The 21,533-nt window shown below is 65.2% G+C and carries 18 protein-coding genes; 3 read left to right on the top strand and 15 right to left on the bottom strand.

All coding sequences use genetic code 11. The annotated features are described in order from the left end of the window. Window positions 1-50 precede the first annotated feature (50 nt). Window positions 51-1,079 (top strand): UDP-N-acetylmuramate dehydrogenase, encoded by a 1,029-nt coding sequence (gene murB / locus KVP70_RS30850; protein ID WP_217946207.1) that lies wholly within the window; start codon window positions 51-53, stop codon window positions 1,077-1,079. Between the two features lie 34 nt (window positions 1,080-1,113). On the opposite strand, the gene ppnP is transcribed toward murB, so the two are convergent. From ppnP to KVP70_RS30775, 15 genes are all read right to left on the bottom strand, one after another. After that, the gene (gene ppnP / locus KVP70_RS30845) at window positions 1,114-1,428 is read right to left on the bottom strand and encodes a pyrimidine/purine nucleoside phosphorylase (RefSeq protein ID WP_020705687.1); all 315 of its coding nucleotides are present in this window, start codon (window positions 1,426-1,428) and stop codon (window positions 1,114-1,116) included. Further along, complete coding sequence (locus KVP70_RS30840) at window positions 1,425-2,492, bottom strand: diguanylate cyclase (RefSeq protein ID WP_217946206.1); 1,068 nt, start codon at window positions 2,490-2,492, stop codon at window positions 1,425-1,427. Before KVP70_RS30840 ends, ppnP begins: the two co-directional genes overlap by 4 nt. A gap of 22 nt (window positions 2,493-2,514) precedes the next feature. Further along, window positions 2,515-3,576: a chemotaxis-specific protein-glutamate methyltransferase CheB gene (cheB, locus tag KVP70_RS30835; protein WP_217946205.1), complete on the bottom strand. Its 1,062-nt coding sequence runs from the start codon at window positions 3,574-3,576 to the stop codon at window positions 2,515-2,517. Beyond that, window positions 3,573-5,849, bottom strand: a complete 2,277-nt coding sequence (locus tag KVP70_RS30830; protein WP_217946204.1) for a hybrid sensor histidine kinase/response regulator — start codon at window positions 5,847-5,849, stop codon at window positions 3,573-3,575. Before KVP70_RS30830 ends, cheB begins: the two co-directional genes overlap by 4 nt. Further along, window positions 5,846-6,532 (bottom strand): chemotaxis protein CheW, encoded by a 687-nt coding sequence (locus KVP70_RS30825; RefSeq protein WP_217946203.1) that lies wholly within the window; start codon window positions 6,530-6,532, stop codon window positions 5,846-5,848. Before KVP70_RS30825 ends, KVP70_RS30830 begins: the two co-directional genes overlap by 4 nt. A gap of 12 nt (window positions 6,533-6,544) precedes the next feature. Then, window positions 6,545-7,777 (bottom strand): CheR family methyltransferase, encoded by a 1,233-nt coding sequence (locus KVP70_RS30820; protein WP_217946202.1) that lies wholly within the window; start codon window positions 7,775-7,777, stop codon window positions 6,545-6,547. Continuing rightward, window positions 7,774-8,217 (bottom strand): chemotaxis protein CheW, encoded by a 444-nt coding sequence (locus KVP70_RS30815; RefSeq protein WP_217946201.1) that lies wholly within the window; start codon window positions 8,215-8,217, stop codon window positions 7,774-7,776. Before KVP70_RS30815 ends, KVP70_RS30820 begins: the two co-directional genes overlap by 4 nt. 12 nt (window positions 8,218-8,229) lie before the next feature. Continuing rightward, a complete protein-coding gene (locus KVP70_RS30810; RefSeq protein WP_217946200.1) occupies window positions 8,230-10,044 on the bottom strand; it encodes a methyl-accepting chemotaxis protein in 1,815 nt (604 codons plus the stop codon). 42 nt (window positions 10,045-10,086) lie between these two features. Further along, window positions 10,087-11,901 (bottom strand): methyl-accepting chemotaxis protein, encoded by a 1,815-nt coding sequence (locus KVP70_RS30805; RefSeq protein ID WP_217946199.1) that lies wholly within the window; start codon window positions 11,899-11,901, stop codon window positions 10,087-10,089. Between the two features lie 110 nt (window positions 11,902-12,011). Then, window positions 12,012-13,244 (bottom strand): argininosuccinate synthase, encoded by a 1,233-nt coding sequence (locus KVP70_RS30800; protein WP_116989397.1) that lies wholly within the window; start codon window positions 13,242-13,244, stop codon window positions 12,012-12,014. A gap of 24 nt (window positions 13,245-13,268) precedes the next feature. Continuing rightward, the gene (argF, locus tag KVP70_RS30795) at window positions 13,269-14,198 is read right to left on the bottom strand and encodes an ornithine carbamoyltransferase (protein WP_217946198.1); all 930 of its coding nucleotides are present in this window, start codon (window positions 14,196-14,198) and stop codon (window positions 13,269-13,271) included. Window positions 14,199-14,336: 138 nt separating this feature from the next. Continuing rightward, window positions 14,337-17,171, bottom strand: a complete 2,835-nt coding sequence (locus KVP70_RS30790; protein WP_217946197.1) for an ATP-binding protein — start codon at window positions 17,169-17,171, stop codon at window positions 14,337-14,339. Window positions 17,172-17,253: 82 nt separating this feature from the next. After that, window positions 17,254-18,162 (bottom strand): ribosome small subunit-dependent GTPase A, encoded by a 909-nt coding sequence (rsgA, locus tag KVP70_RS30785; RefSeq protein ID WP_217946196.1) that lies wholly within the window; start codon window positions 18,160-18,162, stop codon window positions 17,254-17,256. Then, complete coding sequence (locus tag KVP70_RS30780; protein ID WP_217946195.1) at window positions 18,159-18,518, bottom strand: 4a-hydroxytetrahydrobiopterin dehydratase; 360 nt, start codon at window positions 18,516-18,518, stop codon at window positions 18,159-18,161. The genes rsgA and KVP70_RS30780 overlap by 4 nt, the downstream gene beginning before the upstream one ends. Beyond that, window positions 18,515-19,783 carry a M48 family metallopeptidase gene (locus tag KVP70_RS30775; protein WP_217946194.1) on the bottom strand — a complete coding sequence of 423 codons (1,269 nt, stop codon included), beginning with the start codon at window positions 19,781-19,783 and terminating at the stop codon, window positions 18,515-18,517. The genes KVP70_RS30780 and KVP70_RS30775 overlap by 4 nt, the downstream gene beginning before the upstream one ends. A gap of 53 nt (window positions 19,784-19,836) precedes the next feature. On the opposite strand from KVP70_RS30775, the gene orn reads away from it, so the two are divergent. Together orn and KVP70_RS30765 are read left to right on the top strand one after the other, a co-directional pair. Continuing rightward, on the top strand, window positions 19,837-20,433 hold the full coding sequence (gene orn, locus KVP70_RS30770; RefSeq protein ID WP_217946193.1) for an oligoribonuclease: 597 nt from the start codon (window positions 19,837-19,839) through the stop codon (window positions 20,431-20,433). A 62-nt stretch (window positions 20,434-20,495) separates the two neighbouring features. Beyond that, window positions 20,496-21,491 carry a DUF1176 domain-containing protein gene (locus KVP70_RS30765; protein ID WP_217946192.1) on the top strand — a complete coding sequence of 332 codons (996 nt, stop codon included), beginning with the start codon at window positions 20,496-20,498 and terminating at the stop codon, window positions 21,489-21,491. Window positions 21,492-21,533 lie beyond the last annotated feature (42 nt).

Here is a 21,533-nt window from a genome sequence, read left to right as displayed (position 1 = left end):
TTTTGCTTGTTTCGCTCTATAATCGATGAAATTTCCCAGGTTTTCCCCCCATGCATCCACAGTCAGCCATTCAATACCAGTTCCCACTCCAGTCTCTCAATACATTCGGCATCGCGGCGAGCGCGCACGCCTATTTGCGCGTGACGGAAACAGAGCAGCTGCTCGGCGTTTTTGCCGATGCCGCCTGGGTTTCCGCGCCCAAGCTGGTGCTGGGTGGCGGCAGCAATTTGCTGTTGACGGGGGACTTTCCCGGACTGGTGTTGCATATCGCACTGCAGGGCCGCGAAGTGCTGGCCGGCGACGAAAGCCATCATTACGTGCGCGCGGCGGCCGGCGAGAACTGGCACGAGTTCGTGCAATGGACGCTGGCGCAGGGCGTGGGCGGACTGGAAAACCTGTCGCTGATACCGGGCACGGTGGGCGCGGCGCCGATCCAGAACATCGGCGCCTATGGCCTGGAGACCAAGGACGTGTTCCACAGCGTGACGGTGTTCGATCCGTCCAACGGCGGCACGCGCACGATGGATGCTGCCGCCTGCCGCTTCGGCTATCGCGACAGCATCTTCAAGCAGGAGGGCGGCCGCCACCTGATCATCCTCGACGTCTGCTTCGCGTTGCCGAAGCAGTGGCAGCCCAATTTGCGCTATGCCGAACTGGCGCAGGCGGTAGCGGAGCAGGGCCTGGACGCGCCGAGCGCGCAGCAGGTGGCCGACACGGTGATCGCGATCCGCCGCCGCAAGCTGCCCGATCCGGCGGTGATCGGCAACGCCGGCAGCTTCTTCAAGAACCCGGTGGTGACGGGCGTGCAATGCGCGGCGCTGCTGGAGCGCTTCCCCACGCTGGTGCACCACGCGCAGCCGGACGGCAGCGAGAAGCTGGCGGCGGGATGGCTGATTGATCAATGTGGATGGAAGGGGCGCAATCTGGGCGCGGCGGGCGTGTACCCGAAGCAGGCGCTGGTGCTGGTGAACAACGGCGGCGCCAAGGGCGCCGATGTGGTGGCGCTGGCGCGCGCGATCCAGGCCGACGTGCAGGCGCGTTATGGCGTGCTGCTGGAACCGGAGCCGGTGTTCATTTAAAAAAAGGCGGGCTCGCGGCCCGCCTTGCACAACGTTAGCCGAAGTGGCAAACGTAATCGACCGTCTCGACGGTCTCGATATCAAAGCTCGAATTGCCGCCCACTTTGAATTCCTGGCCGGCCGCGTAGGTTTGCCATTCGCTGGCGCCGGCCAGGCGTACTTTGCACACGCCGCCGATGATCTCCATCGTTTCCGGCGCGCCGGTGTTGAAGGTCAGGCTGGAAGGGAAGATGACACCGACGCTTTTCTTGCTGCCGTCGGCGAAGATCACATTATGCGAAACGCATTTGCCGTCGAAGTAGATATTCGATTTCTTGACGACGCTGACTTGATCAAATTGAGCACTCATGCTGCTGTTTTTCCTTGGTTCGATACGGAGGGGAGACCAGGCAGGTCGTGCGCGTTCGCTACGCGGTTGCGGCCGGCGTGCTTGGCGGCATACAGGGCCTGGTCGGCTTGCTGGATCAGCTGCTCGATGCTGGAGGCGGGCGACGGCACCACGCTGGCCACGCCTACCGACATGGTCAAGGTGGTGAAGCCGGCATTCGACTGCGGATTCTCGATGGCTAGCTGCTCCAGGTGGCGGCGGCACGACTCGGCCACGATCAGTGCCCCAGTCAGTGGTGTATCCGGCAGGATAATGGCGAATTCCTCGCCGCCGTAGCGCGCGGCCAGGTCGGCCGGTCGCTTGAGATGTTCGGTCAATACGGCGGCCACTTTTTTCAGGCACAAATCGCCCGCCAGGTGGCCGAAGCTGTCGTTATACAGTTTAAAAAAATCCACGTCGCACAGCAGCAGCGTCAAAGGCTGCTTTTCGCGCTGGCCGCGCTGCCATTCGAGCTGCATGGTGTCGTCGAACTGGCGGCGGTTGGCGATGCCGGTCAAGCCGTCGAGCGCGGCCAGCTTGCGCAGTTCGATATTGGCGTCGGCCAGCTGCTTCTGGCTCTCGCGCAGGAAGCGGAAGGCCTGGTCGCGCTGCAGCCGGTTGATATGGGCGCCGGAGTGGTAGCGCACGCGCGCCAGCAGCTCCAGCTTATCGGGCAGCTTGACCATGTAGTCGTTGGCGCCGGTGGCGAAGCTGTGCGCCTTGAGCTTGGGGTCTTCCTTGGCCGAGAGTACGATCACCGGCACGTTGCGCAGCTCTTCGCTCTCACGATAGAGCTGGATCATGCCGAAACCGTCGATGGATGGCATCACCAGGTCTTGCAGGATCACGGTCGGCTGCAATTGCTTGGCGCTCTCCAGGGCCAGGGTGGCGTCGGTCACGTAATGGAATTCGATATCGGCCTGGTCGCTCAGCATGCGGCGCACTGCCTCGACGATAATCAACTGGTCGTCCACCAGCAACACCCTGACCTTGAAAGTGGTGAGCGTGTGTTCCTGGTCTGCTGCGGTTGCAAGTACTTCGGACATCAGTGTTCTCTTTAAAGGTCAATCAACTGCGGCCGCCCAAGGTGCTGCGCAAAACTGGGCCGATCTTCGCCAGCGGTAAAATCATCTGTGCCGCATCCAGCTCGGCGGCGGCGCGCGGCATGCCGTAGACCGCGCTGCTGGCCTGGTCCTGGGCGATGGTGGTGTGGCCGGCGCGGCGCATGGCCAGCAAGCCCTCGGCGCCGTCGCGGCCCATGCCGGTCAGCAGCACGCCCACCGCTTCGCCCTTCCAGTGCTGCGCCACGCAATGGAAAAACACGTCGACCGAGGGACGGTAGGCGTAGTCCTTGGGGTTTGCATCGTAACGCAAGCGATAGTTTTGATCCAGCGTTAAGTGGTCATTGCTCTTGGCGATCAGGACGGCGCCGGCCACCAGATCGTCGCCTTCCTCGATGGCGCGCACCGGCATCTCCAGCTGCTCGCCCAGCCAGCGTGCGAAATTGTCGGCGAAGTGCTGGTCGATATGCTGCACCACCACCACCGCGCAGCCGCGCGGCGGCTTCCATCCTGCCAGCATCTTGGATACCGCCATCGGGCCGCCGGTGGAGGCGCCGATCGCCAGCAGCGAGGTCACGCGCACCACCGCTTCCTGCCCCTCGACGCCGTTGCCGTTGCTGCTGCCGTTGCCATTTGCATTGGCCGCCGTCTTCGGCATCATCGCCTGGCTGCCGCCGCTGTGGCGTATCAGCTTGTCCATCGTACGTATCTTGGCCAGCAGCTCGGCATCGCCGCCGGGTTTTCCTTGCAAGACAGGAGTTGCCGTCACGTCCAGCGCGCCGGCGCCCAGCGCGCGGAACACCTGGTTGACGTTGTCCTGCGGCCGCCCGGTCACCACCAGGATGGCGCAGGGGCTTTGCTCCATGATCTGCCGGGTCGCCTCGACGCCGTCCAGCTCCGGCATGTTCAAGTCCATCAGGATCAGGTCCGGGCGGTTGTCCGCGCACATGCGCACCGCCTCCGCGCCGGTACGGGCGATCCACAGCACCTGGTGCTCCGCAGTGCTGGCGACCACCCGCCGCAGCGCTTCGGCTGCCATGGCGACATCGTTGGCGATGGCGATTTTCATCGGCGGGCATCTCCTATCAGATCGTTGACGGCGTCGAGCAGCGTCTCGTCGTGGAAGCTGCCCTTGGTCAGGTAATAGTCGGCGCCGGCCGAGAGCCCGCGGGCGCGGTCTTCGGGACGGTCCTTGTAAGAGACTATCATGACTGGCAGTTTATGCAGGTGGATGTCCTTTTTGATCAGCGTGACCAGTTCGATGCCGTCCATGCGCGGCATGTCGACGTCGGTGATCACCAGGTCGTAATCGCCGCTGCGCACCACGTTCCAGCCGTCGATGCCGTCGATGGCGATATCGACCAGGAAGCCTCGGCCCAGCAGCAGCTTGCGCTCCATTTCGCGCACCGTGAGCGAATCGTCCACCACCAGTATGCGCTTGGTCTTGCGGCGCTCGGCCTGGTCGGACTTGGCCAGTTGATGCAGGCCGCCTTCGTGCAGCAGCTTGTCGATCGAGAGCAGCAGGTCGGGCACGTCGAGGATCAGCACCGGTTCGCCGTCGTCGAGCAGGGCGGCGGCGGAGATGTCGCGCATCTTGCCGAAGATCGGGTCAAGCGCCTGCACCGCAAGGCTTTGTTCGCCGCGTATCGCCTCCACCACCAGCGCGTAGCGGCGCGCGCCGCTGCCGATGACGACCACCGCCAGCTCGTCGCTGCTGGCGTCGGTGTCGCCCAGCTCCAGCACCTGCGCGGCCGAGACCAGGCCCAGATGCTCGCCGCCGAGATCGAAGAACTGCTTGCTCTCCAGCGTGTGGATGGCCGCCTGCGCCACCTTGACCACGCGCTCCACTTGCACGATGGGCACAGCGTAGGCCTCGCCCTTGATGTCCACCACCAGCGCGCGCACGATCGATTGCGTCAGCGGCAGCGTAATGTAGGTGCGGAAGCCGGCGCCCAGTTCCGATTCGATGCGTACGGTGCCGTTTTGCGAGCGTATGGTTTCGTGAACGATGTCCAGGCCGACGCCGCGGCCTGAGATCTCGGTGGTGTTTTCCTTCAGGCTGAAGGCCGGCAGGAACAGGAACTCCAGCAGCTCGGCCGGCGACAGCGAGGCCGACATCTGCGGGCTGGCCATCTTGCGCTCCACCACCATGGTGCGGATCTTTTCCAGGTCCACGCCGCGGCCGTCGTCGCTGATCTCGATGCTGAGCATGCCGGCGCGGTGCTTCGCTTCCAGCACGATGGTGCCGACGGCGGGCTTGCCGGCGGCGATGCGGCCTTCCGGCGCGTCCATGCCGTGGTCGACGGCGTTGCGCAGCATGTGGTTGAGCGGACTTTCGATTTTGGCCAGGATGTCGCGGTCGACCAGCGTGTCCTCGCCGATGATGTGCAGCTGCACGTCCTTGCCCATGTTGCGGGCCAGGTCGCGCACCATGCGCGGGAAGGCCTGCACGCCGTCGCGGAAAGGGCGCATGCGCAGCGTCAGCACCTCGTCCACCATGCTTTGCGAAACGGCCAGCAGGCGGCGCTCGTAGGCTTCGATGTCGGCGATGTGCTCCAGCACGAACTGCTTGAGCGGGTGGGTCTTTTGCAGCGCCAGCAGCGACTTCTCTTTCAGGGCGGCGTCGCTGCTGTTGGCGATCGCCTCGTGCAGTTGCTCGACCAGCGCGAACAGGCTGCTCTGGTTGCGTTTGAAGCGCTGCATGTCCTGGATGAAGGGATGCATCTGGTGCGCGTTGATGCGTGATTCGCTGGCCAGCGACAGCAGGCGGTCGAAGTTCTGCGCGGTCTTCAGCACCGCCGGCGCGCGCGGCGCGACAGCCGCTGTTTCCTCGACGACGACGGCGGCCGGCGGGGTGTTGGGCGCGGCAAGCGGCGGCAGGCCCGCTTCCGCTCGCAGGTTCACCGGCTCGGGCAGGAAGGCGATGGTGGCGATGGCGTCCAGCGTCTGCTTGATCAGCGTGGCGTTGGCGCCCAGCCAGGCATCGACGCCGCTGTCCTGCAGGCGCGAAAGCTGCAGGATCAGGTCGACGCCGGCCAGCAGCACGTCGACGCGGTTGGGCGAGAGCGCCAGCTTGCCGTGTTGGGCGGCGATGAAGGCGTCCTCCATGCCGTGCGCCAGCTGCACCACCACTTCCAGGCCGACGATGGAGGCCGCGCCCTTGATCGAGTGCGCGGCGCGCATCATCGATTCGATGGCGCCGGCGTCGTCCTTCAGGCGCTCCATGGCCAGCAGGCCGTCGGTCAGGATCTGGGTCTGGCTTTCGGCCTCCATGCGAAACAGGTCGAGCATGGAAAACTGGCTCAGGTCTCCGTTGCCGGTGTTATCGCCGCCTTGGCTCATCGCAGTACCCTCGCAAGTTGGTAGCCGATCAGCGCCGCATCGAGCACGCCGATATGCATGTCTTCATGCGCTATCACGCCCGACAGGAAACGCGACAGGCCTTTGTTGATGGTGGCCGCCGGCGCCTGCACCGAGGCGGTGGCGTAGCGCAGGATGCCGTGCAGGTCGGCCACCGGCAGCGCATAGGCCTGGTCTTCCCATTGCGTCAGCAGCAGGCGCGCAAAGGTATGGCGGCCGGTGGCGGCTTCGCCTTCGTTGTCGTCGATGCCCAGCAGCGCCGCCAGCGACATGCAGGGATACAGCGTGCCGCCGACGTTGACGATGCCGCTCAAGCCGCCTTCCGCGCGGTGCGGCAGGCGGTGCGGCTTGGCCTGCTGCGCCACCGAGACGAACATTTTGGTCGGCAGCGACAGCCATTCGCGGCCGATGCGGAACACCAGGCAGGAGGCGTCCAGTTGCTGCGTGCCGGCGGCGGCCTGGCGGAAGTGCGCGGCCCAATCCTTCTTGTAATCGTCGCCGACGACGCGTTGCAGGTTGCGTTGGGCTGCCGCCGCGTACACTTCGCAGTTGCGGCAATGGACCGCCTGCTCCAGCTTCTCGCAGCTTTGGTCGCCGACGACGCCGATGCGGTTCCAGCAGTCGTCGATGCTGGCGATGACGATGGGAGATGTGGTCGTATTCATGGTCGGTCGCCCTTAAGATCCTTGCTGGCGTTTGTAGACGCGCGCGGCGCGGGCTTTGAGCGCGGTGGCGGCGCCGTGGTCGTTGTTGGTCTCTGCCAGCAGGGCCAGGTGGCACAGCGCCTCGTAGTGGTCCGGTTGCAGGTAGATGCAGCGCTTCCAGTAGTCTTCGGCGAGCTGGCGCTTGTTCGTCAGTTCGTTGACCAGGCCGAGGATGAAATAGGCTTCCGCCGAATCGGGCGACTGCGCAAGGTGGTCGCGGCTGGTGTTCTCGGCTTCCTTCAGCTGCCCCAGGTCGGCCAGCCGGCGTGCTTCGGCCAGCAGGTCGATCGCGGCCGGTGCGGAGGGCGCCGGGACGGGCACGGGCGCCAGCCGGTGCGCCTGCTTCGGCGCCGGCGCAGGGACGGCCGGCGACGCCGCGCGGCGCGCGGTACGCGGCGCCGCCTTGGCCGCCGGCTTGACGGCAGGCACCGGTCGCGCGCTTTCCTTCCTCAGGCCGAAGGCTTGTGGATACTGGAGCGGCGTAAAACCATGCTGGCAGAACGAAGGCACCTCGGCGTAGCCGGCGAACAGCAGGCCGCCTTCGCCCAGCAAGGCTTCCAGCTTGGCGATGGCCGCCTTGGTGGTGGGCTTGTCGAAGTAGATCAGCAGGTTGCGGCAAAAGATCACGTCGTAGTGTCCCGTGCGCGCGCCCAGGTCAAACTCCAGCAGGTTGCCCTGTTTGAAGCGCACCTGCTGGCGCAAGGCGTCGCTGATGCGATAGTCCTCGCCGTCGCTGCCGAAGTGGCGGTCGCGGAAGCCCAGGTCCTGGCTGCGGAAGGCGTTGCGGCCGTAGATGCCGCTCTTGGCGCGCTCCACGCAGCCGGGGCTGATGTCGAAGGCGTCGATGATGTAGCTGGCGCGCGGCACGCCGGCGTCGGCCAGCACCATCGCCATTGTGTACGGCTCTTCGCCGCTGGCGCAGGGAACCGACAGGATGCGCACCATGTGGTTGGCGTTGGTGGCCAGGCGCGCGCGGATAAATTCGAGCGCCGCCTGGAAGGCTTGCGGATCGCGGTAGAACCACGACTCCGGCACCACCACCAGTTCCACCAGCGCGGTCAGTTCCTCAGGCGTCATCCGATCCAGGTAGGCGTCCTGGTTGGCGGCGGGGCTTTGTTCCATGCGGTGCCGGATGGCGCGGTCGACCGCGGACCTGGACAGCGTCAGGCCGGTCGCCTCGTGCAGCATGGATTGGGCGGGTGTCATGTCTGGAACAGCATCGCGCGCAGCGATGCAGGCAGCAGTTGTTCAAGTTCCACCAGTTGCAGCATGCCTGCCGCATCGCTGGCGACCTGGCCGAGGAAGGGCGCCGCCAGCACGCCGCTGTTGGCCAGCTGCGCTTCGGCCACTTCCTGCACGCCCAGCACACGCTCCGCGCGCAGGCCGAGCAGATGGTCCGTGCCTTCCGGCGCGTGGTAGTCCACCACGATGATGCGGGTGTCGAAATGATCGGCGCCGCTGGCCATGCCGCTGGCGCGGCACAGGTCGATCACCGGCACCGACCGGCCGTGGAAGTCCATCAGGCCGGCGACGGCGTCCGGCGCCAGCGGCAGGTGCTTCAATTCCAGCAGCGGCAGCACGCGCACCACGTCGCGCAGGCGCAGGCCGTAGCGGTCGGCGCCGATGTGGAAGATCAGCAGTTTCATCGCGCGCTCCGCTCAGGCCGCGACGGCAAAGTTGGCGACGCTGGTCTGCAAATCTCCCGCCGCGTATTGCAGCTGGTGCACCGCTTCGCTGGTGGCCTTGAGCGATTCCACCGTCTGCTGGGTGGCGTCGTTCAGCTGCATCATGGTTTCCGAAATCTGCTGCGCGCCGACCGCCTGCGATTGCATCCCCTGCAGCACGGCGTCGAACTGCGGCGCCAGTTTCTGCACCTGGTCCATCACCCCCGACAGCTGGTCCGTCACCTGGCGCACTTCGCCCACGCTGCGGCGGATCTCCTCGGAGAATTTGTCCATGCCCATCACGCTAGCCGATACCGCCGACTGCATCTCCTTGAGCATTTGCTCGATGTCCCAGGTGGAGACCGAGGTCTGGTCGGCCAGGCGGCGGATTTCGGTGGCCACCACCGAGAAGCCGCGTCCGGCCTCGCCGGCCTTCTCGGCTTCGATGGCGGCGTTGAGCGAGAGGATGTTGGTCTGGTCGGCCACCTTGGTGATGGTGATCAAAACGCTGTTGATGTTGGAGGCCTTCTCCGACAAGGCGGCCAGCTTGGCGTTGATCGAATCGGTGGCCGAAACCATGTGCTGCATGGTGCTGTCCATGCGGCGCAGGTTGGTCTGGGCGTCGGCGGTGGCGCTGGTGGTGTAATCGGCCACCGCGGTGGCGTCCTCCATGGTCTTGAGCAGCTGCGAGGTGTTGGCGGAGATTTCCTTGGTGGTGCTGAGGATCTCGACGCTGGTCTGCGCCTGCTCGATGCCGGTCGCTTCCTGCTGCCTGGCCGAGGCGGCGATCTCGGTGGCCGAAGTGGTGACCTGGATGCCGGCCTTCTGCACGTTGTTGAGCAGCGCGCGCAGGTTCTCGAACATGCGGTCCAGTCCATGCGCCAGCTGGCCGATGGCGTCGCTGCCGGCCACCTCGATCTTGCCAGTCAAGTCGCCGGCGGCGGCCTTGGAGACCACGCCGAGCAGGGAGTCGACCTTGGACTTGAGCAGGTTGGTGGCGGCCAGCTCGTTGGCCTGGTTGTCCTGGATCGATTGGGCCATGCGGTTGAACTCCTTCGTCACCAAGCCCAGTTCATCGGCCGACAGCACCGCCGCCCGCGCCGACTGCTCGCCGGCGGCGATGCGGCCCACCGCATGCGTCAGGTTGTTCAATGGCGTCAGCAGCGAGCGTCCCAGCAGCCAGGCGATGGTGGCCGACAGCACCACGCAGGCCAGGCCGCCGGCGCTCAGCACCAGCCGCATGGTCTCCTGCAAACGGTTCGATGCTTCGGAGCGTTGCGCCAGCAGTGTGCGTTCTTCCGCCGTCGCCTGGTCCAGGGTCTTGTAGATATCGGTGATCGCGACATTCCCATTGGACAGGGAACCTGTGTGGCCCATGATGTCGGCGGCGCCCGGTTTGTCGCCCAGTTCATGGCGTTCGGCCAGTTGGGCCTCGATGACTTCCTTGATCCACTTGGCGATCATGCCCTCAACCGCCTTGAAGCGCGCGACCTGGTTTGGATTGTCGGCGGTGAGTTTTTGCAGCGCCTGGAGGGAGCCGGGGAGGTCGGTCAGTTCCTTTTGCGTTTGTTCGTAGCGCTTGGCGGCGCCGGTCAGGTAGTAGCCGCGCGCTTCCACCTGCACTTGCAGCAGGTCGTTGCGCATCTGGTCGACGGACTGGATCACTTCCATCGTATGCCGGTCCCACCCGTTGGCCTCGGACAGGCTGTTGAAGCGGTTGTAAGCGATCGATAAAAGCACCAGGATGATGGCGAGGATGGCGCCAAAACTCAGATACAGCTTGCTCTTGATGCTCAAATCTTTATACATGTTTTCTCCAGGCGCCGCGATTGTCGCGGCATTGTCCCACGCTCAAGCCGCCACGGCAAAGTTGGCGACGCTGTTTTGCAAGTCTCCCGCCGCGTACTGCAACTGGTGCACCGCTTCGCTGGTGGCCTTGAGCGACTCCACCGTCTGCCGGGTGGCCTCGCTCAGCTGCACCATGGTTTCCGAGATCTGCTGCGCACCCACCGCCTGCGACTGCATCCCCTGCAGCACGGCGTCGAATTGCGGCGCCAGTTTCTGCACCTGGCCCATCACGCCCGACAACTGGTCCGTCACCTGGCGCACCTCGCCCACGCTGCGGCGGATCTCCTCGGAGAATTTGTCCATGCCCATCACGCTGGCCGACACCGCCGACTGCATTTCCTTGAGCATCTGCTCGATGTCCCAGGTGGAGACCGAGGTCTGGTCGGCCAGGCGGCGGATTTCGGTGGCCACCACCGAGAAGCCGCGTCCGGCCTCGCCGGCCTTCTCGGCTTCGATGGCGGCGTTGAGCGAGAGGATGTTGGTCTGGTCGGCCACCTTGGTGATGGTGATCAAAACGCTGTTGATGTTGGAAGCCTTCTCCGACAGGGCTGCCAGCTTGGCGTTGATCGAATCGGTGGCCGAGACCATGTGCTGCATGGTGCTGTCCATGCGGCGCAGGTTGGTCTGGGCGTCGGCGGTGGCGCTGGTGGTGTAGTCGGCCACCGCGGTGGCGTCCTCCATGGTCTTGAGCAGCTGCGAGGTGTTGGCGGAGATCTCCTTGGTGGTGCTGAGGATCTCGACGCTGGTCTGGGCCTGCTCGATGCCGGTGGCCTCCTGCTGCTTGGCCGAGGCGGCGATCTCGGTGGCCGAGGTGGTGACCTGGATGCCGGCCTTCTGCACGTTGTTGAGCAGCGCGCGCAGGTTCTCGAACATGCGGTCCAGGCCATGCGCCAGCTGGCCGATGGCGTCGCCGCCGGCCACCTCGATCCTGCCGGTCAAATCGCCGGCGGCGGCCCTGGAGACCACGCCGAGCAGCGAGTCGACCTTGGACTTGAGCAGGTTGGTGGCGGCTTGCTCGTTGGCCTGGCTGTCCTGGATAGCCTGGGCCATGCGGTTGAACTCCGTCGTCACCCGGCCCAGTTCATCGGCCGACAGCACCGCCGCCCGCGCCGACTGCTCGCCGGCGGCGATGCGGCCGACGGCGTGCGTCAGGTTGTTCAAGGGCGTCAGCAGCGCCCGGGCCAGCAACAAGCCGACGACGATGGACAGCACCACGCACAAGCTGCCGCCCAGGATCAGCACCAGTGTCATGAGTTGCCGCAAATCGGCCGAGGTGCGCGTGCGGCTCTCGAGCAGCCGGGTTTCCTCGGCGGTGGCTTCGTCAAGCAGGGCGCGGATGGCGCCGACGCTGCGGGCGCCGTTGCGCAGTTCCACCCCGCGCCCCAGCTGATCGGCCGCGCCGGCGCCCTGGCCCAGCGCGCGGCGCTTATCGAGCAGTGGATGGTAGACCTGCGCCAGCCAGTCCTTGACCAGCGTTTGCAGCCGGTGCAGGCGCTCCTGCTGCGCGGGGTTGTCCGAGGTGAGTGTGAGCAGCTTTTGAAGGCGGCGTTCCAGATCGGCCTCGGCTTCGACGCTGGTGGTGAGCAGCTTGTCGTCGCCGCTGAGTACATAGCCGCGTTCCGCCGATTGCAGTTCCAGTACCGCGACCGAGGTGCGGTCGGCTTCGCGCAGCACTTCCAGCGTGTGCTTGTCCCACTGGCTGGCGTCGGACAGCTGGTTGAAATTGGTGTAGGCCATGGCCAGCAAGACCAGGATGATGGCGACAACGGCGCCGAAGCCGATCGCGAGTTTTGTCTTGATACCGACGTTCTTTAGCATTTGCGCTCCACGGTGGCTGGTCGTGGAAGCAATGTATCATTTTGTCGCCCGTCGTGGAGGACAAAAAAAAGGACCGCCAGCGGCGGTCCATCTGTTTGCTGCTGGAGCTCTTACTGGCCGCGCTTCAGGCGCGCGTTGGCGGCGATGCGCATGCGCAGCGCGTTCAGCTTGATGAAGCCGCCGGCGTCGGCCTGGTTGTAGGCGCCGCCGTCTTCGTCGAAGGTGGCGATGGTCATGTCGAACAGCGAGTCGGTCTTGGAATCGCGCGAGACGACGATCACGTTGCCCTTGTAGAGCTTGACGCGCACCCAGCCGTTCACGGTGGCTTGCGTGTGATCGATCAGCGTCTGGATGGCGACGCGCTCCGGCGCCCACCAGTAGCCGTTGTAGATCATCGACGCGTAGCGCGGCATCAGGTCGTCCTTCAGGTGGGCCACTTCGCGGTCCAGCGTGATCGACTCGATGGCGCGGTGCGCCTTGAGCATGATGGTGCCGCCAGGGGTTTCGTAGCAGCCGCGCGACTTCATGCCGACGTAGCGGTTTTCCACCAGGTCCAGGCGGCCGATGCCATGCTTGCCGCCCAGGCGATTGAGTTCGGTCAGCACGGTGGCCGGCGACATGCGCACGCCGTTCAGGGCGACGATGTCGCCTTTTTCGTATTCGATGTCCAGGTATTCCGGCTGGTCCGGCGCAGCTTCAGGGCTGACGCTCCAGCGCCACATGGTTTCCTCGGCTTCGGCGCTCGGGTTTTCCAGGTGGCGGCCTTCGAAGGAGATGTGCAGCAGGTTGGCGTCCATCGAGTAGGGCGCGCCGCCGTTCTTGTGCTTCATGTCGATGTCGATGCCGGCGTCTTCCGCGTACTTCAGCAGTTTTTCGCGCGACAGCAGGTCCCATTCGCGCCATGGCGCGATGATCTTCACGCCTGGTTTCAGCGCGTAGGCGCCCAGTTCGAAGCGCACCTGGTCGTTGCCCTTGCCGGTGGCGCCGTGCGAGATGGCGTCGGCGCCGGTCTCGTTGGCGATCTCGATCAGGCGCTTGGCGATCAGCGGACGCGCGATCGAGGTGCCCAGCAGGTATTCGCCTTCGTACACGGTGTTGGCGCGGAACATGGGGAACACGAAGTCGCGCACGAATTCCTCGCGCACGTCGTCGATGTAGATGTTCTCAGGCTTGATGCCGAACTTGATCGCCTTGGCGCGCGCCGGCTCCAGCTCTTCGCCCTGGCCCAGGTCGGCCGTGAAGGTGACGATCTCGCACTGGTAGTTATCTTGCAGCCATTTGAGGATGACGGAGGTATCGAGGCCGCCCGAGTAGGCGAGGACTACTTTTTTAATATCGCTCATGCTAGTTCCAATTGGTGGGTAGTGTTAGGTGTTGGTGGCGACGCGGCCGATCAGCAGGTACTCGATCAGCGCCTTCTGGATGTGCAGGCGGTTCTCCGCCTCGTCCCAGACCACCGACTGCGGGCCGTCGATGACGTCGGCCGAGACTTCCTCGCCGCGGTGGGCCGGCAGGCAGTGCATGAACAGCGCGTCCGGTGCGGCGCGCGACATCTTGGCGCTGTCGACGATCCAGCCGTCGAAGGCCTTCAGGCGGGCGGCGTTTTCTTCCTCGTAGCCCATGCTGGTCCAGACGTCGGTGTTGACCAGGTGCGCGCCCTGGCAGGCGTCGGACGGGTTCTCGAAGAAGGTGTAGCGGTCGGTCGAGACCAGCGACATGTCCATGTCGTAGCCCTTCGGGGTCGACACGTTGACGTGGAAGCCGAATACCTCGGCCGCCTGCAGCCAGGAGTACAGCATGTTGTTGGCGTCGCCCACCCAGGCCACGGTCTTGCCGGTGATCGGCCCGCGGTGTTCGTAGTAGGTGAAGATGTCGGCGAACACCTGGCATGGATGGTGTTCGTTGGTCAGGCCATTAATCACCGGCACGCGCGAATTGGCGGCGAAACGCTCGATGATGTCCTGGCCGAAGGTGCGCACCATGATGATGTCGCACATGCGGCTCATGACCTGGCCGGCGTCTTCCACCGGTTCGCCGCGGCCCAGCTGCGAGTCGCGCGTGTTCAGGTAGATCGCGGCGCCGCCCAGCTGGTGCATGCCGGCCTCGAAGGAGAGGCGGGTGCGGGTCGAGTTCTTCTCGAACACCATGACCAGGGTGCGGTCGATCAGCGGGTGGTAGATCTCGTAGTTTTTGAACTTCCGCTTGATCAGGTGCGCGCGTTCGATGACGTATTCATACTCGTCTAACGTGAAGTCGGAAAACTGCAGGTAATGCTTGATCGGTTTTTGGATAGACATATTAACAACTGACAGGAGAGCAGGGCGTGGGGCGAGGTGCCTGGCCGGCTTAGCCGAACAATTATAAAGGCAATTCGGAAGATAGGGCGGATCGCCGCAGAATCTCCTGTCTATACAGGTATCGCGGCCTTGCGGTTGCTAAGTGTAGATCTGGCTGGCGGCCGCCGTCTGGTGCTCGGGCGCCGTCACGGGCAGGTCGAGGGTGAAGACGGTGCCGTCGCGCGAACTGTGGACGCTGATATGGCCGCCCAGTAGCGAAGTGACAATGTTGTAGCTGATCGACAGTCCCAGCCCGCTGCCGCCCTGTCCCAGCTTGGTGGTGAAGAAGGGGTCGAAGATACGCGACATGTGTTCCGGCGCGATGCCGCCGCCGTTGTCGCGGAAGGTGATCAGCACCCGGCCCTCGGCAGGCGTGGCCGCGTGCAGCCACATGCCGCCGCTGCGTTCGCGCGCGAAGGCGTGCAGCAGCGCGTTGTTGATGAAGTTGGCGATGACCTGGCCGAACGGCCCCGGATAGCTGTCCATCGAGATCAGTTCCGGCACCTCGATCTCGATGCGGTGGTTGGCGGCGCGGATGCGGTTCATCATCGTCGCGATCACTTCGTGCGACACCTGCTGCAGGTTGAACTCGCGGCGCTGTTCGGTGGTGCGGTCGACCGCCACCTGCTTGAAACTGTTGACCAGATCGGCCGCGCTGGTCAGGCCGCGCATCACCAGCTCGTGGGCCTTGCGGGCGTCGGACAGGTAGTTGGCCAGCTCGGAGCGGCGCAGGCCGGCGCCGTTGACCTGCGTTTCCAGCTCCTCGGTTTTCTGTATCAGCGTGCTGGCGATCAGCAGGCTGTTGCCGATCGGCGTATTGAGTTCGTGCGCCACGCCGGCCATCAGGGACCCCAGCGCCGCCAGCTTCTCCTGCGACACCAGCTGGGTTTGCGCGTCCTTCAGCTGGCGGTAGGCTTCGGCGTTGTCCAGCGCGATGGCGCCGTAGGCGCACAGCGTGCGGAAGATCAGCCGTTCCCGTTCGCCGTAGGCGCGCGCGTGCATGGCCTGCACCGTCATCACGCCCAGCGCGCGTTCGCCCACCAGCAGCGGCACGTACAGCGCGCTGACCATCAACTCGGTGCCGGGCGCCAGGAAGATGTCGTCCGGTCCCGCTTCCTCGACATAGATCTCGCGCCGCTCGCGCACGCAGCGCGCCGAGTTGGCGCGCGGGTTGTCGATGTCGATGGTGTTGGTCGGCAGCGCGTGGCCGTTCTCGATGCCGAAGGCGCGGCTGACGGTCTCGCCGCCGGCGTCGCACAGGTAGATGGCGAAGCTGTTGGCCGGCAGCAGGCCCTGGACGTGGCGGGTCAGCGCCTGGAACACGGCGGCGGCGTCGAGGTGGGTGGTGATCTCCTGGCCGATGGCCGACAGGCGCTCCAGCGTGGCGCTGGTCTGCTGCAGCACTTCGGCGCGGCGCGCCTCTGAGGCCGCCAGTTCGCGGTGGTGCAAGCCCTCGGCGCGCGCGTGCTCGGTCTGGTGGTGCACCTGCATGGCGATGGCGCGGTTGGTGGCTTCCTGGCTGTGGGTCTTCTGGCGCGCGGCGGCCGCCGCCTGCGCCGCGGCGTAGGCCTTGGCGTAGTCGCCGACCCGCGCGTACTCGCGGCCCAGCGCGTCGTGCAGGTCGCCGGGCAGGGTGTAGCCGTCGATGGCGGATGCCACCTCCAGCGCCTGGTGCAGATAGTGCAGCGTGGCGTTTTGCTCGGTCATGCCGGCCGGCGGCGGCAGCGCGTGGCGTTCGTGGATCACCGACAGCACCCGCAGCGCGGCGACGTGGTTGTCGCGGTTGGCCTGTTCGGCCGCCAGTTCGACCGCGCGCTCGGCCATCTCCAGCGCTTCCTGCGGGCGGTCGAGGAAGCACAGCGCGTGCGCCTGGCCGCGCCGCGCGATCGATTGGAAGTCGGCCTGGCCCAGCGCGTCGGCGCGTCCCGCCATGCGGTGAAAGGCGTTGAGGGCGCCGGGGTAGTCGGCCTTGTCCAGCGCCAGGTCGCCCAGGTAGGACAGCGCGTGCGCGTAGCTGCGCGCGCCCGGCAACGGCGTCATGATCTGCAGCGCTTCGTGCAGCAGCTCCTCGGTGGCGTCGAGGCGGCCCAGGCGGCGCATGGTTTCGGCGGTGTGCATCAGGCAGGCGCCGATGCTACGCGGCCAGCCGGTGGGACGCGCCAGATCGAGTGCGCTTTGCATCCATTCCAGCGCCGAGTGGTGGTCGTTGAGGATGGTGAAATTGAGGCCGATGTTGATCGCGGCGATGACGGCCATGCGCACCTGGCCCGTCTCCAGCGCCGTCTCGTAGCAGTGGATGTAGTGGCGCGCTGCGGCGCCGTGGTCGCTGTGCTGGCTGGCCGACAGGCCGAAGAAGTCGTACACCCAGGCCGCTGCGCCGGGATGCTGCGGCGCCTGGTCGGTGGCGAAGCGCTGGCCCCAGCGGCGTTCGGCCGAGCGATGGTCTTGCAGCACGGCCCAGCGGGCGATGGCCGCTTCGGCGATGTCGGCGCGCTGGGCGTCGCCGGCCTGGCGGGCGGCGGCGGCCATCAGTTCCAATTCGCTCTCGCCGGCGCGGTGGTCGCCGCGGTCGATGGCGATCCAGGCGCGCAGCCAGTGGGCGTCGGCGCAGCCCTGGTGGTCGCCCAGTTGGCACAGTTGTTCGTAGGCCTGTTCGGCCAGCACGGCGGCGTCATCGAGTTCGCCGGCGAGCCAGATGGCTTCGGCCTGCACCAGCAGCAGGCGGGCGGAGACCAGGCGCATGTCGTCCTGCGACAGGGCGGTGGCGGGCAGCAGTTGGCGGCCCTCGGTGGCCAGGGCGACGGCGCGCATGGTGTCACGCTGGCGCAGGTGCCAGGCCAGCGGCACCAGCACCGGCAAACGCGCAGGACCGCGCAGCGGCAGCAGGGCCGCTTCCCAGTGCGCTACGTCGTCGTCGACCGCAAACATGTCCATCGCTATCCTCGGGCCGGATAATTGCCTTGAGGAATTATAGTCCTCAAATGCACGTTGTGCGTGAGCTACTACAATTGTTTTTTTAGTAGAGGGTCTGCGACGATTCATGCAACAGCTGGCCGTACAAGGTGTGGCGCATCTTGGCGATCTTGCCTTCGGCCACGGCGGTCAGGATCGCGCATTGCGGCTCGATCAGGTGGCGGCAGTTGTAGAACTTGCACTGGCCCAGATAGGGTTCGAAGTCGACGAAGGCGCGCTCCAGCATGCCTTCGCTCAGGTGGTACAGGCCGAACTCCTGGAAGCCGGGCGAATCGATGATCGATGAATCCGGCCCCAGTTCCGGCAGCTGGTACAGGCGGGTGAAGGTGGTGGTGTGCTTGCCGGTGTCGAGCGCGGCCGAGATTTCGCGCACGGCGATGTCGGCGTCCGGCACCAGCAGGTTGATCAGCGAGGACTTGCCCATGCCGGACTGGCCGATCAGGATCGACGACTGGCCGGCCAGCAGCGGCTTCAACACGGCCAGCGCTTCGTCGGGCTTGGCCTTGGCCGACACCTCGTGCACCGGGTAGCCCAGCGAGGCGTACGGTTGCAGGCGCTCGCGGGTGCGCGCCAGCGATTCGGTGACGTCGGTCTTGTTGAGGATCAGGCGGGCGGTGATGCCGGCCGCCTCGGCCGCCACCAGCGAACGCGACACCAGGTCGTCGGCGAAGCCGGGCTCGGTGGCGACGACGATGAACAGCTGCGTCAGGTTGGCCGCCAGCAGCTTGGACTTGTACTGGTCCGAGCGGTAGAGCAGGGTCTTGCGTTCCTCGATCTTGTCGATCACGCCCTGGTCGGGCGAGGTCAACGTGATGCGCACCTGGTCGCCGACGGCGACGTTGGTCTTCTTGCCGCGCGTGACGCATTGCAGCTTGGCGCCGTCCGCCTCGGCCAGATAATGGCGGCCGTGGGCGGCGATGATGATGGCGCGCAGTTGGGTGGGATTGCTCATTGCTTGGCCGCCGTCGAATGGAACAGTACGCCGGCCTTGGCCGCGCAGATGAAGTCGTTGTTCGACAAGCCGCCCTGGCCGTTGTTGACCGAATGGGTGTCGTAGCGGACGATGCAGTTTTTATAAGTCACGGTCATTTCCGGGTGATGGTCTTCCGCGTGGCTCAGGTAGGCCAGCGCGTTGACGAAGGCCATGGTGCGATAGTAATTGGTGAAGCTGAAGGTGCGGACCAGCTTGCCGTCTTCTAGTGACCAGCCGGGCAGCAGCGCGACCAGGCGCGCGGCGTCGTCGGCGCTGAGCGCGTCCTTGGCCGGATGGCAGTTGCGGTTCAGCAGATCGGCGTGGGTGTTGATCATGCGGCCGCCGCGTGCAGGTGACGGATGCGCACGCTGGCCGGCGGGTGCGAGTCGTAGAAGGCCGAGTGCAGCGGATCGGGCGTCAGGGTTGAGGCGTTGTCCTCATACATCTTGACCAGTGCCGACACCAGGTCGCGGGCGTCGGTGTGCCGGGCGGCGAAGGCGTCCGCCTCGAACTCGTGCTTGCGCGAGCTGATCGAGGTCAGCGGGCCGAACAGGAAGGTGAACACCGGCAGCGCCAGCATGAACAGCAGCAGCACCATGGCGTCGTTGCCCTGGCCCGGCAGCAGCAGCGGATCGACGCCCAGGCCGGTGTAGAACCACAGCTGGTTCTTCAGGTAGCCCAGCAGCGCCAGGAAGGCCAGCGACAGCGCGAACATCATGCAGATGCGCTTGATGATGTGCTTGAGCTTGAAGTGGCCCAGCTCGTGCGCCAGCACCGCCTCGATCTCCTGCGGTTGCAGGCGCGACAGCAGGGTGTCGAAGAACACGATGCGCTTGTTGGCGCCGAAGCCGGAGAAGTAGGCGTTGCCGTGGGCGCTGCGCTTGGAGCCGTCCATCACGAACAGGCCCTTGGAGGCGAAGCCGACGCGGCTCATCAGGCCTTCGATGCGGGCCTTGAGCGACTGGTCTTCGAGCGGCGTGAACTTGTTGAACAGCGGCGCGATCACGGTCGGGAACAGCACCATCATCAACAGCTGGAAGCCGCTCCACACCAGCCAGGCGTACAGCCACCACAGGTTGCCGGATTTTTCCATCAAGGTCAGCATGACCCACACCAGCGGCAGGCCGATGGCCGCGCCCAGCAGCAGGCCCTTGAGCATGTCGGCGAAGAACAGGCCGGGTGTCATCTTGTTGAAACCGAAGCGCTGCTCCAGGCCGAACTGCTTGTAGTAGTCGAACGGCAGGTCGATGATGCCGCTGACCAGGGCGAAGGCACCCAGCAGAGTCAGCTGGTAGACCATGCCGGGGCCGGTCAGCTTGAAGATCTCGACCGCCAGCCATTGCAGGCCGCCCAGCAAGGTGAAGCCGACCAGCACCACGGTGTTGACCAGCAGGGTGAACAGGCCGAACTTGGTGCGGGCGACGGTGTAATCGGCCGCCTTCTGGTGGGCGGCAAGGGGGATTTTCTCGGCGAATTCGGCCGGCACGGCGCTGCGGTGGGCCAGCACATGGCGGATATGGCGCGAGGCGAGCCAGAAGCGCACGACCAGCGTCAAAATGATGAAAGATACAAACAAAATCGAAAACGCGAGTGAATACATTCTATGCCTGTGAGAAAATGGCGGATTCGGATTAATGAAGCCAAGAGAGAATTATGTCACAAGCTAACGAATTGCCAGAAGGTTCCGCACCCGAGGCCATCACCCCGCGCCAGAATGAATTTAACCTGGTCTGGGTCGATATGGAAATGACCGGTCTGGAGCCGGACACCGACCGTATCATCGAAGTCGCCGTGGTGATCACCGACATGCACCTCAATGTGCTGGCCGAAGGCCCGGTGTTCGCGATCCACCAGAGCGACGAGACGCTGGACAAGATGGACGCCTGGAACAAGGGCACGCACGGCCGTTCCGGCCTGATCGAACGCGTCAAGGCGTCGACCGTGACCGATGCGCAGGCGGAAGAGGAACTGATCAAGTTCATGAAGCAGTGGGTGCCGAAGGGCAAAGCGCCGATGTGCGGCAACACCATCGGCCAGGACCGCCGCTTCATGGTGCGCTACATGCCGAAGCTGGAAGCCTACTTCCACTACCGGAATATCGACGTGTCGACGCTCAAGGAGCTGTGCAAGCGCTGGAAACCGGAAATCGTCGGCGGCTTCAAGAAGCACCAGAAGCACACCGCGATGGCCGACATCATCGAGTCGATCGACGAGCTGAAATACTACCGCGAGCACTTCATCAAGCTGTAAGCTGCGCGCATCACCGAAACAGGTTCCGTCGAACCTGTTTTTTTTCGCCTGCGAGAAAAATCATGGGAAAATTGAAACTTGTTTTGATAACGGCGGCGCTGGCTGCCTCGGCGTCGGCCGGCGCCGTGAATTTCGGCGTCAAGGATTGGGAAATCGCCTGCGACAACACGCGCCGCTGCGAGGCGGCGGGTTTCCAGACCGATGAGTCGGAAAGCGCGCCGGTGGCCCTGTGGCTGGGGCGCGATGCCGGCGCCGCCGCCGCGCTGGAGGCCAAGCTGATCGTGGTCACCCCCGACAACAAGGACGCCGGTCCTCTGACCATCACCGTCGGCAAGCTGGCGCTGGGCGGCTTGAAGTCGGAAGCCGTGCTGACGGCGGAGCAGCTCGCGCGCCTGATGCCGCAGTTGCAGAACGCCGAGTCGGCCAAGGTGTCGGACGGCAAGCACCAGTGGCTGCTGTCGTTGGCCGGCCTGAGGGCGGTCTTGCTGAAGATGGACGATCTGCAGGGGCGGGTGGGCACCGTAACGGCGCTGGTCAAGCCCGGCACGCGGCCGGCCAGCGCGGTGTTGCCGCCGCTGGCGCCGCCGACGCTGCGGGCGCTGGCCTTGCCGCCCGCGCAAAAGGGCGATGACAAGCTGCTGGCCGCCATCGTCAAGACCATCGGGCCCGCCGCATGCGGCGCGGACCTGCAGGACTCGAACGCCGACCAGAGCATCCACCGCCTGCCCGGCGGGAAAGTGTTGCTGGTGCTGGAATGCGAACGCGCCGCGTATCAATCCTCCTACGGGTTGTGGATCGCCCGCGATAAGCCGCCTTACGACCCCAAACCCATGGACCCGCCGGGCATGGAGGGCGGCGGCGTGATGAACGCCTCGTTTGAAGACGGCAAGTTGAACAGCTATGCCAAGGGCCGAGGCATCTTCGATTGCGGCGGCTTCTGGGACTGGGTGTGGACGGCGCAGGGCTTCCAGCTGGTGGGCATGGCCCAGTCCAATCTGTGCCGTGGCGTGCCTGGCGGCGTCCCGCTGCGCGAGTGGGTGGCCACGGTGGTCAAGTGACGCCGCACGCCTATCGCGCGCACGGTTTTTCTTTTTAGTATT

The organism is Duganella violaceipulchra (genome assembly GCF_019166075.1).
GTDB classification, from domain to species: domain Bacteria; phylum Pseudomonadota; class Gammaproteobacteria; order Burkholderiales; family Burkholderiaceae_D; genus Rugamonas; species Rugamonas violaceipulchra.
Note: the sequence above shows the minus strand (reverse complement) of the source record. Positions and strands in the feature narration are given on the sequence as shown.

Excerpts from the sequence above, each read along its gene's own strand:
- KVP70_RS30805 (WP_217946199.1), bottom strand. The coding sequence starts at position 11,901 with ATGCTAAAGAACGTCGGTATCAAGACAAAACTCGCGATCGGCTTCGGC.
- KVP70_RS30800 (WP_116989397.1), bottom strand. The coding sequence starts at position 13,244 with ATGAGCGATATTAAAAAAGTAGTCCTCGCCTACTCGGGCGGCCTCGAT.
- orn (WP_217946193.1), top strand. The coding sequence starts at position 19,837 with ATGTCACAAGCTAACGAATTGCCAGAAGGTTCCGCACCCGAGGCCATC.
- KVP70_RS30765 (WP_217946192.1), top strand. The coding sequence starts at position 20,496 with ATGGGAAAATTGAAACTTGTTTTGATAACGGCGGCGCTGGCTGCCTCG.
- argF (WP_217946198.1), bottom strand. The coding sequence starts at position 14,198 with ATGTCTATCCAAAAACCGATCAAGCATTACCTGCAGTTTTCCGACTTC.
- KVP70_RS30775 (WP_217946194.1), bottom strand. The coding sequence starts at position 19,783 with ATGTATTCACTCGCGTTTTCGATTTTGTTTGTATCTTTCATCATTTTG.
- KVP70_RS30810 (WP_217946200.1), bottom strand. The coding sequence starts at position 10,044 with ATGTATAAAGATTTGAGCATCAAGAGCAAGCTGTATCTGAGTTTTGGC.
- KVP70_RS30840 (WP_217946206.1), bottom strand. The coding sequence starts at position 2,492 with ATGTCCGAAGTACTTGCAACCGCAGCAGACCAGGAACACACGCTCACC.
- KVP70_RS30825 (WP_217946203.1), bottom strand. The coding sequence starts at position 6,532 with ATGAATACGACCACATCTCCCATCGTCATCGCCAGCATCGACGACTGC.
- KVP70_RS30820 (WP_217946202.1), bottom strand. The coding sequence starts at position 7,777 with ATGACACCCGCCCAATCCATGCTGCACGAGGCGACCGGCCTGACGCTG.
- KVP70_RS30780 (WP_217946195.1), bottom strand. The coding sequence starts at position 18,518 with ATGATCAACACCCACGCCGATCTGCTGAACCGCAACTGCCATCCGGCC.
- KVP70_RS30815 (WP_217946201.1), bottom strand. The coding sequence starts at position 8,217 with ATGAAACTGCTGATCTTCCACATCGGCGCCGACCGCTACGGCCTGCGC.
- cheB (WP_217946205.1), bottom strand. The coding sequence starts at position 3,576 with ATGAAAATCGCCATCGCCAACGATGTCGCCATGGCAGCCGAAGCGCTG.
- murB (WP_217946207.1), top strand. The coding sequence starts at position 51 with ATGCATCCACAGTCAGCCATTCAATACCAGTTCCCACTCCAGTCTCTC.
- KVP70_RS30830 (WP_217946204.1), bottom strand. The coding sequence starts at position 5,849 with ATGAGCCAAGGCGGCGATAACACCGGCAACGGAGACCTGAGCCAGTTT.
- rsgA (WP_217946196.1), bottom strand. The coding sequence starts at position 18,162 with ATGAGCAATCCCACCCAACTGCGCGCCATCATCATCGCCGCCCACGGC.
- ppnP (WP_020705687.1), bottom strand. The coding sequence starts at position 1,428 with ATGAGTGCTCAATTTGATCAAGTCAGCGTCGTCAAGAAATCGAATATC.
- KVP70_RS30790 (WP_217946197.1), bottom strand. The coding sequence starts at position 17,171 with ATGGACATGTTTGCGGTCGACGACGACGTAGCGCACTGGGAAGCGGCC.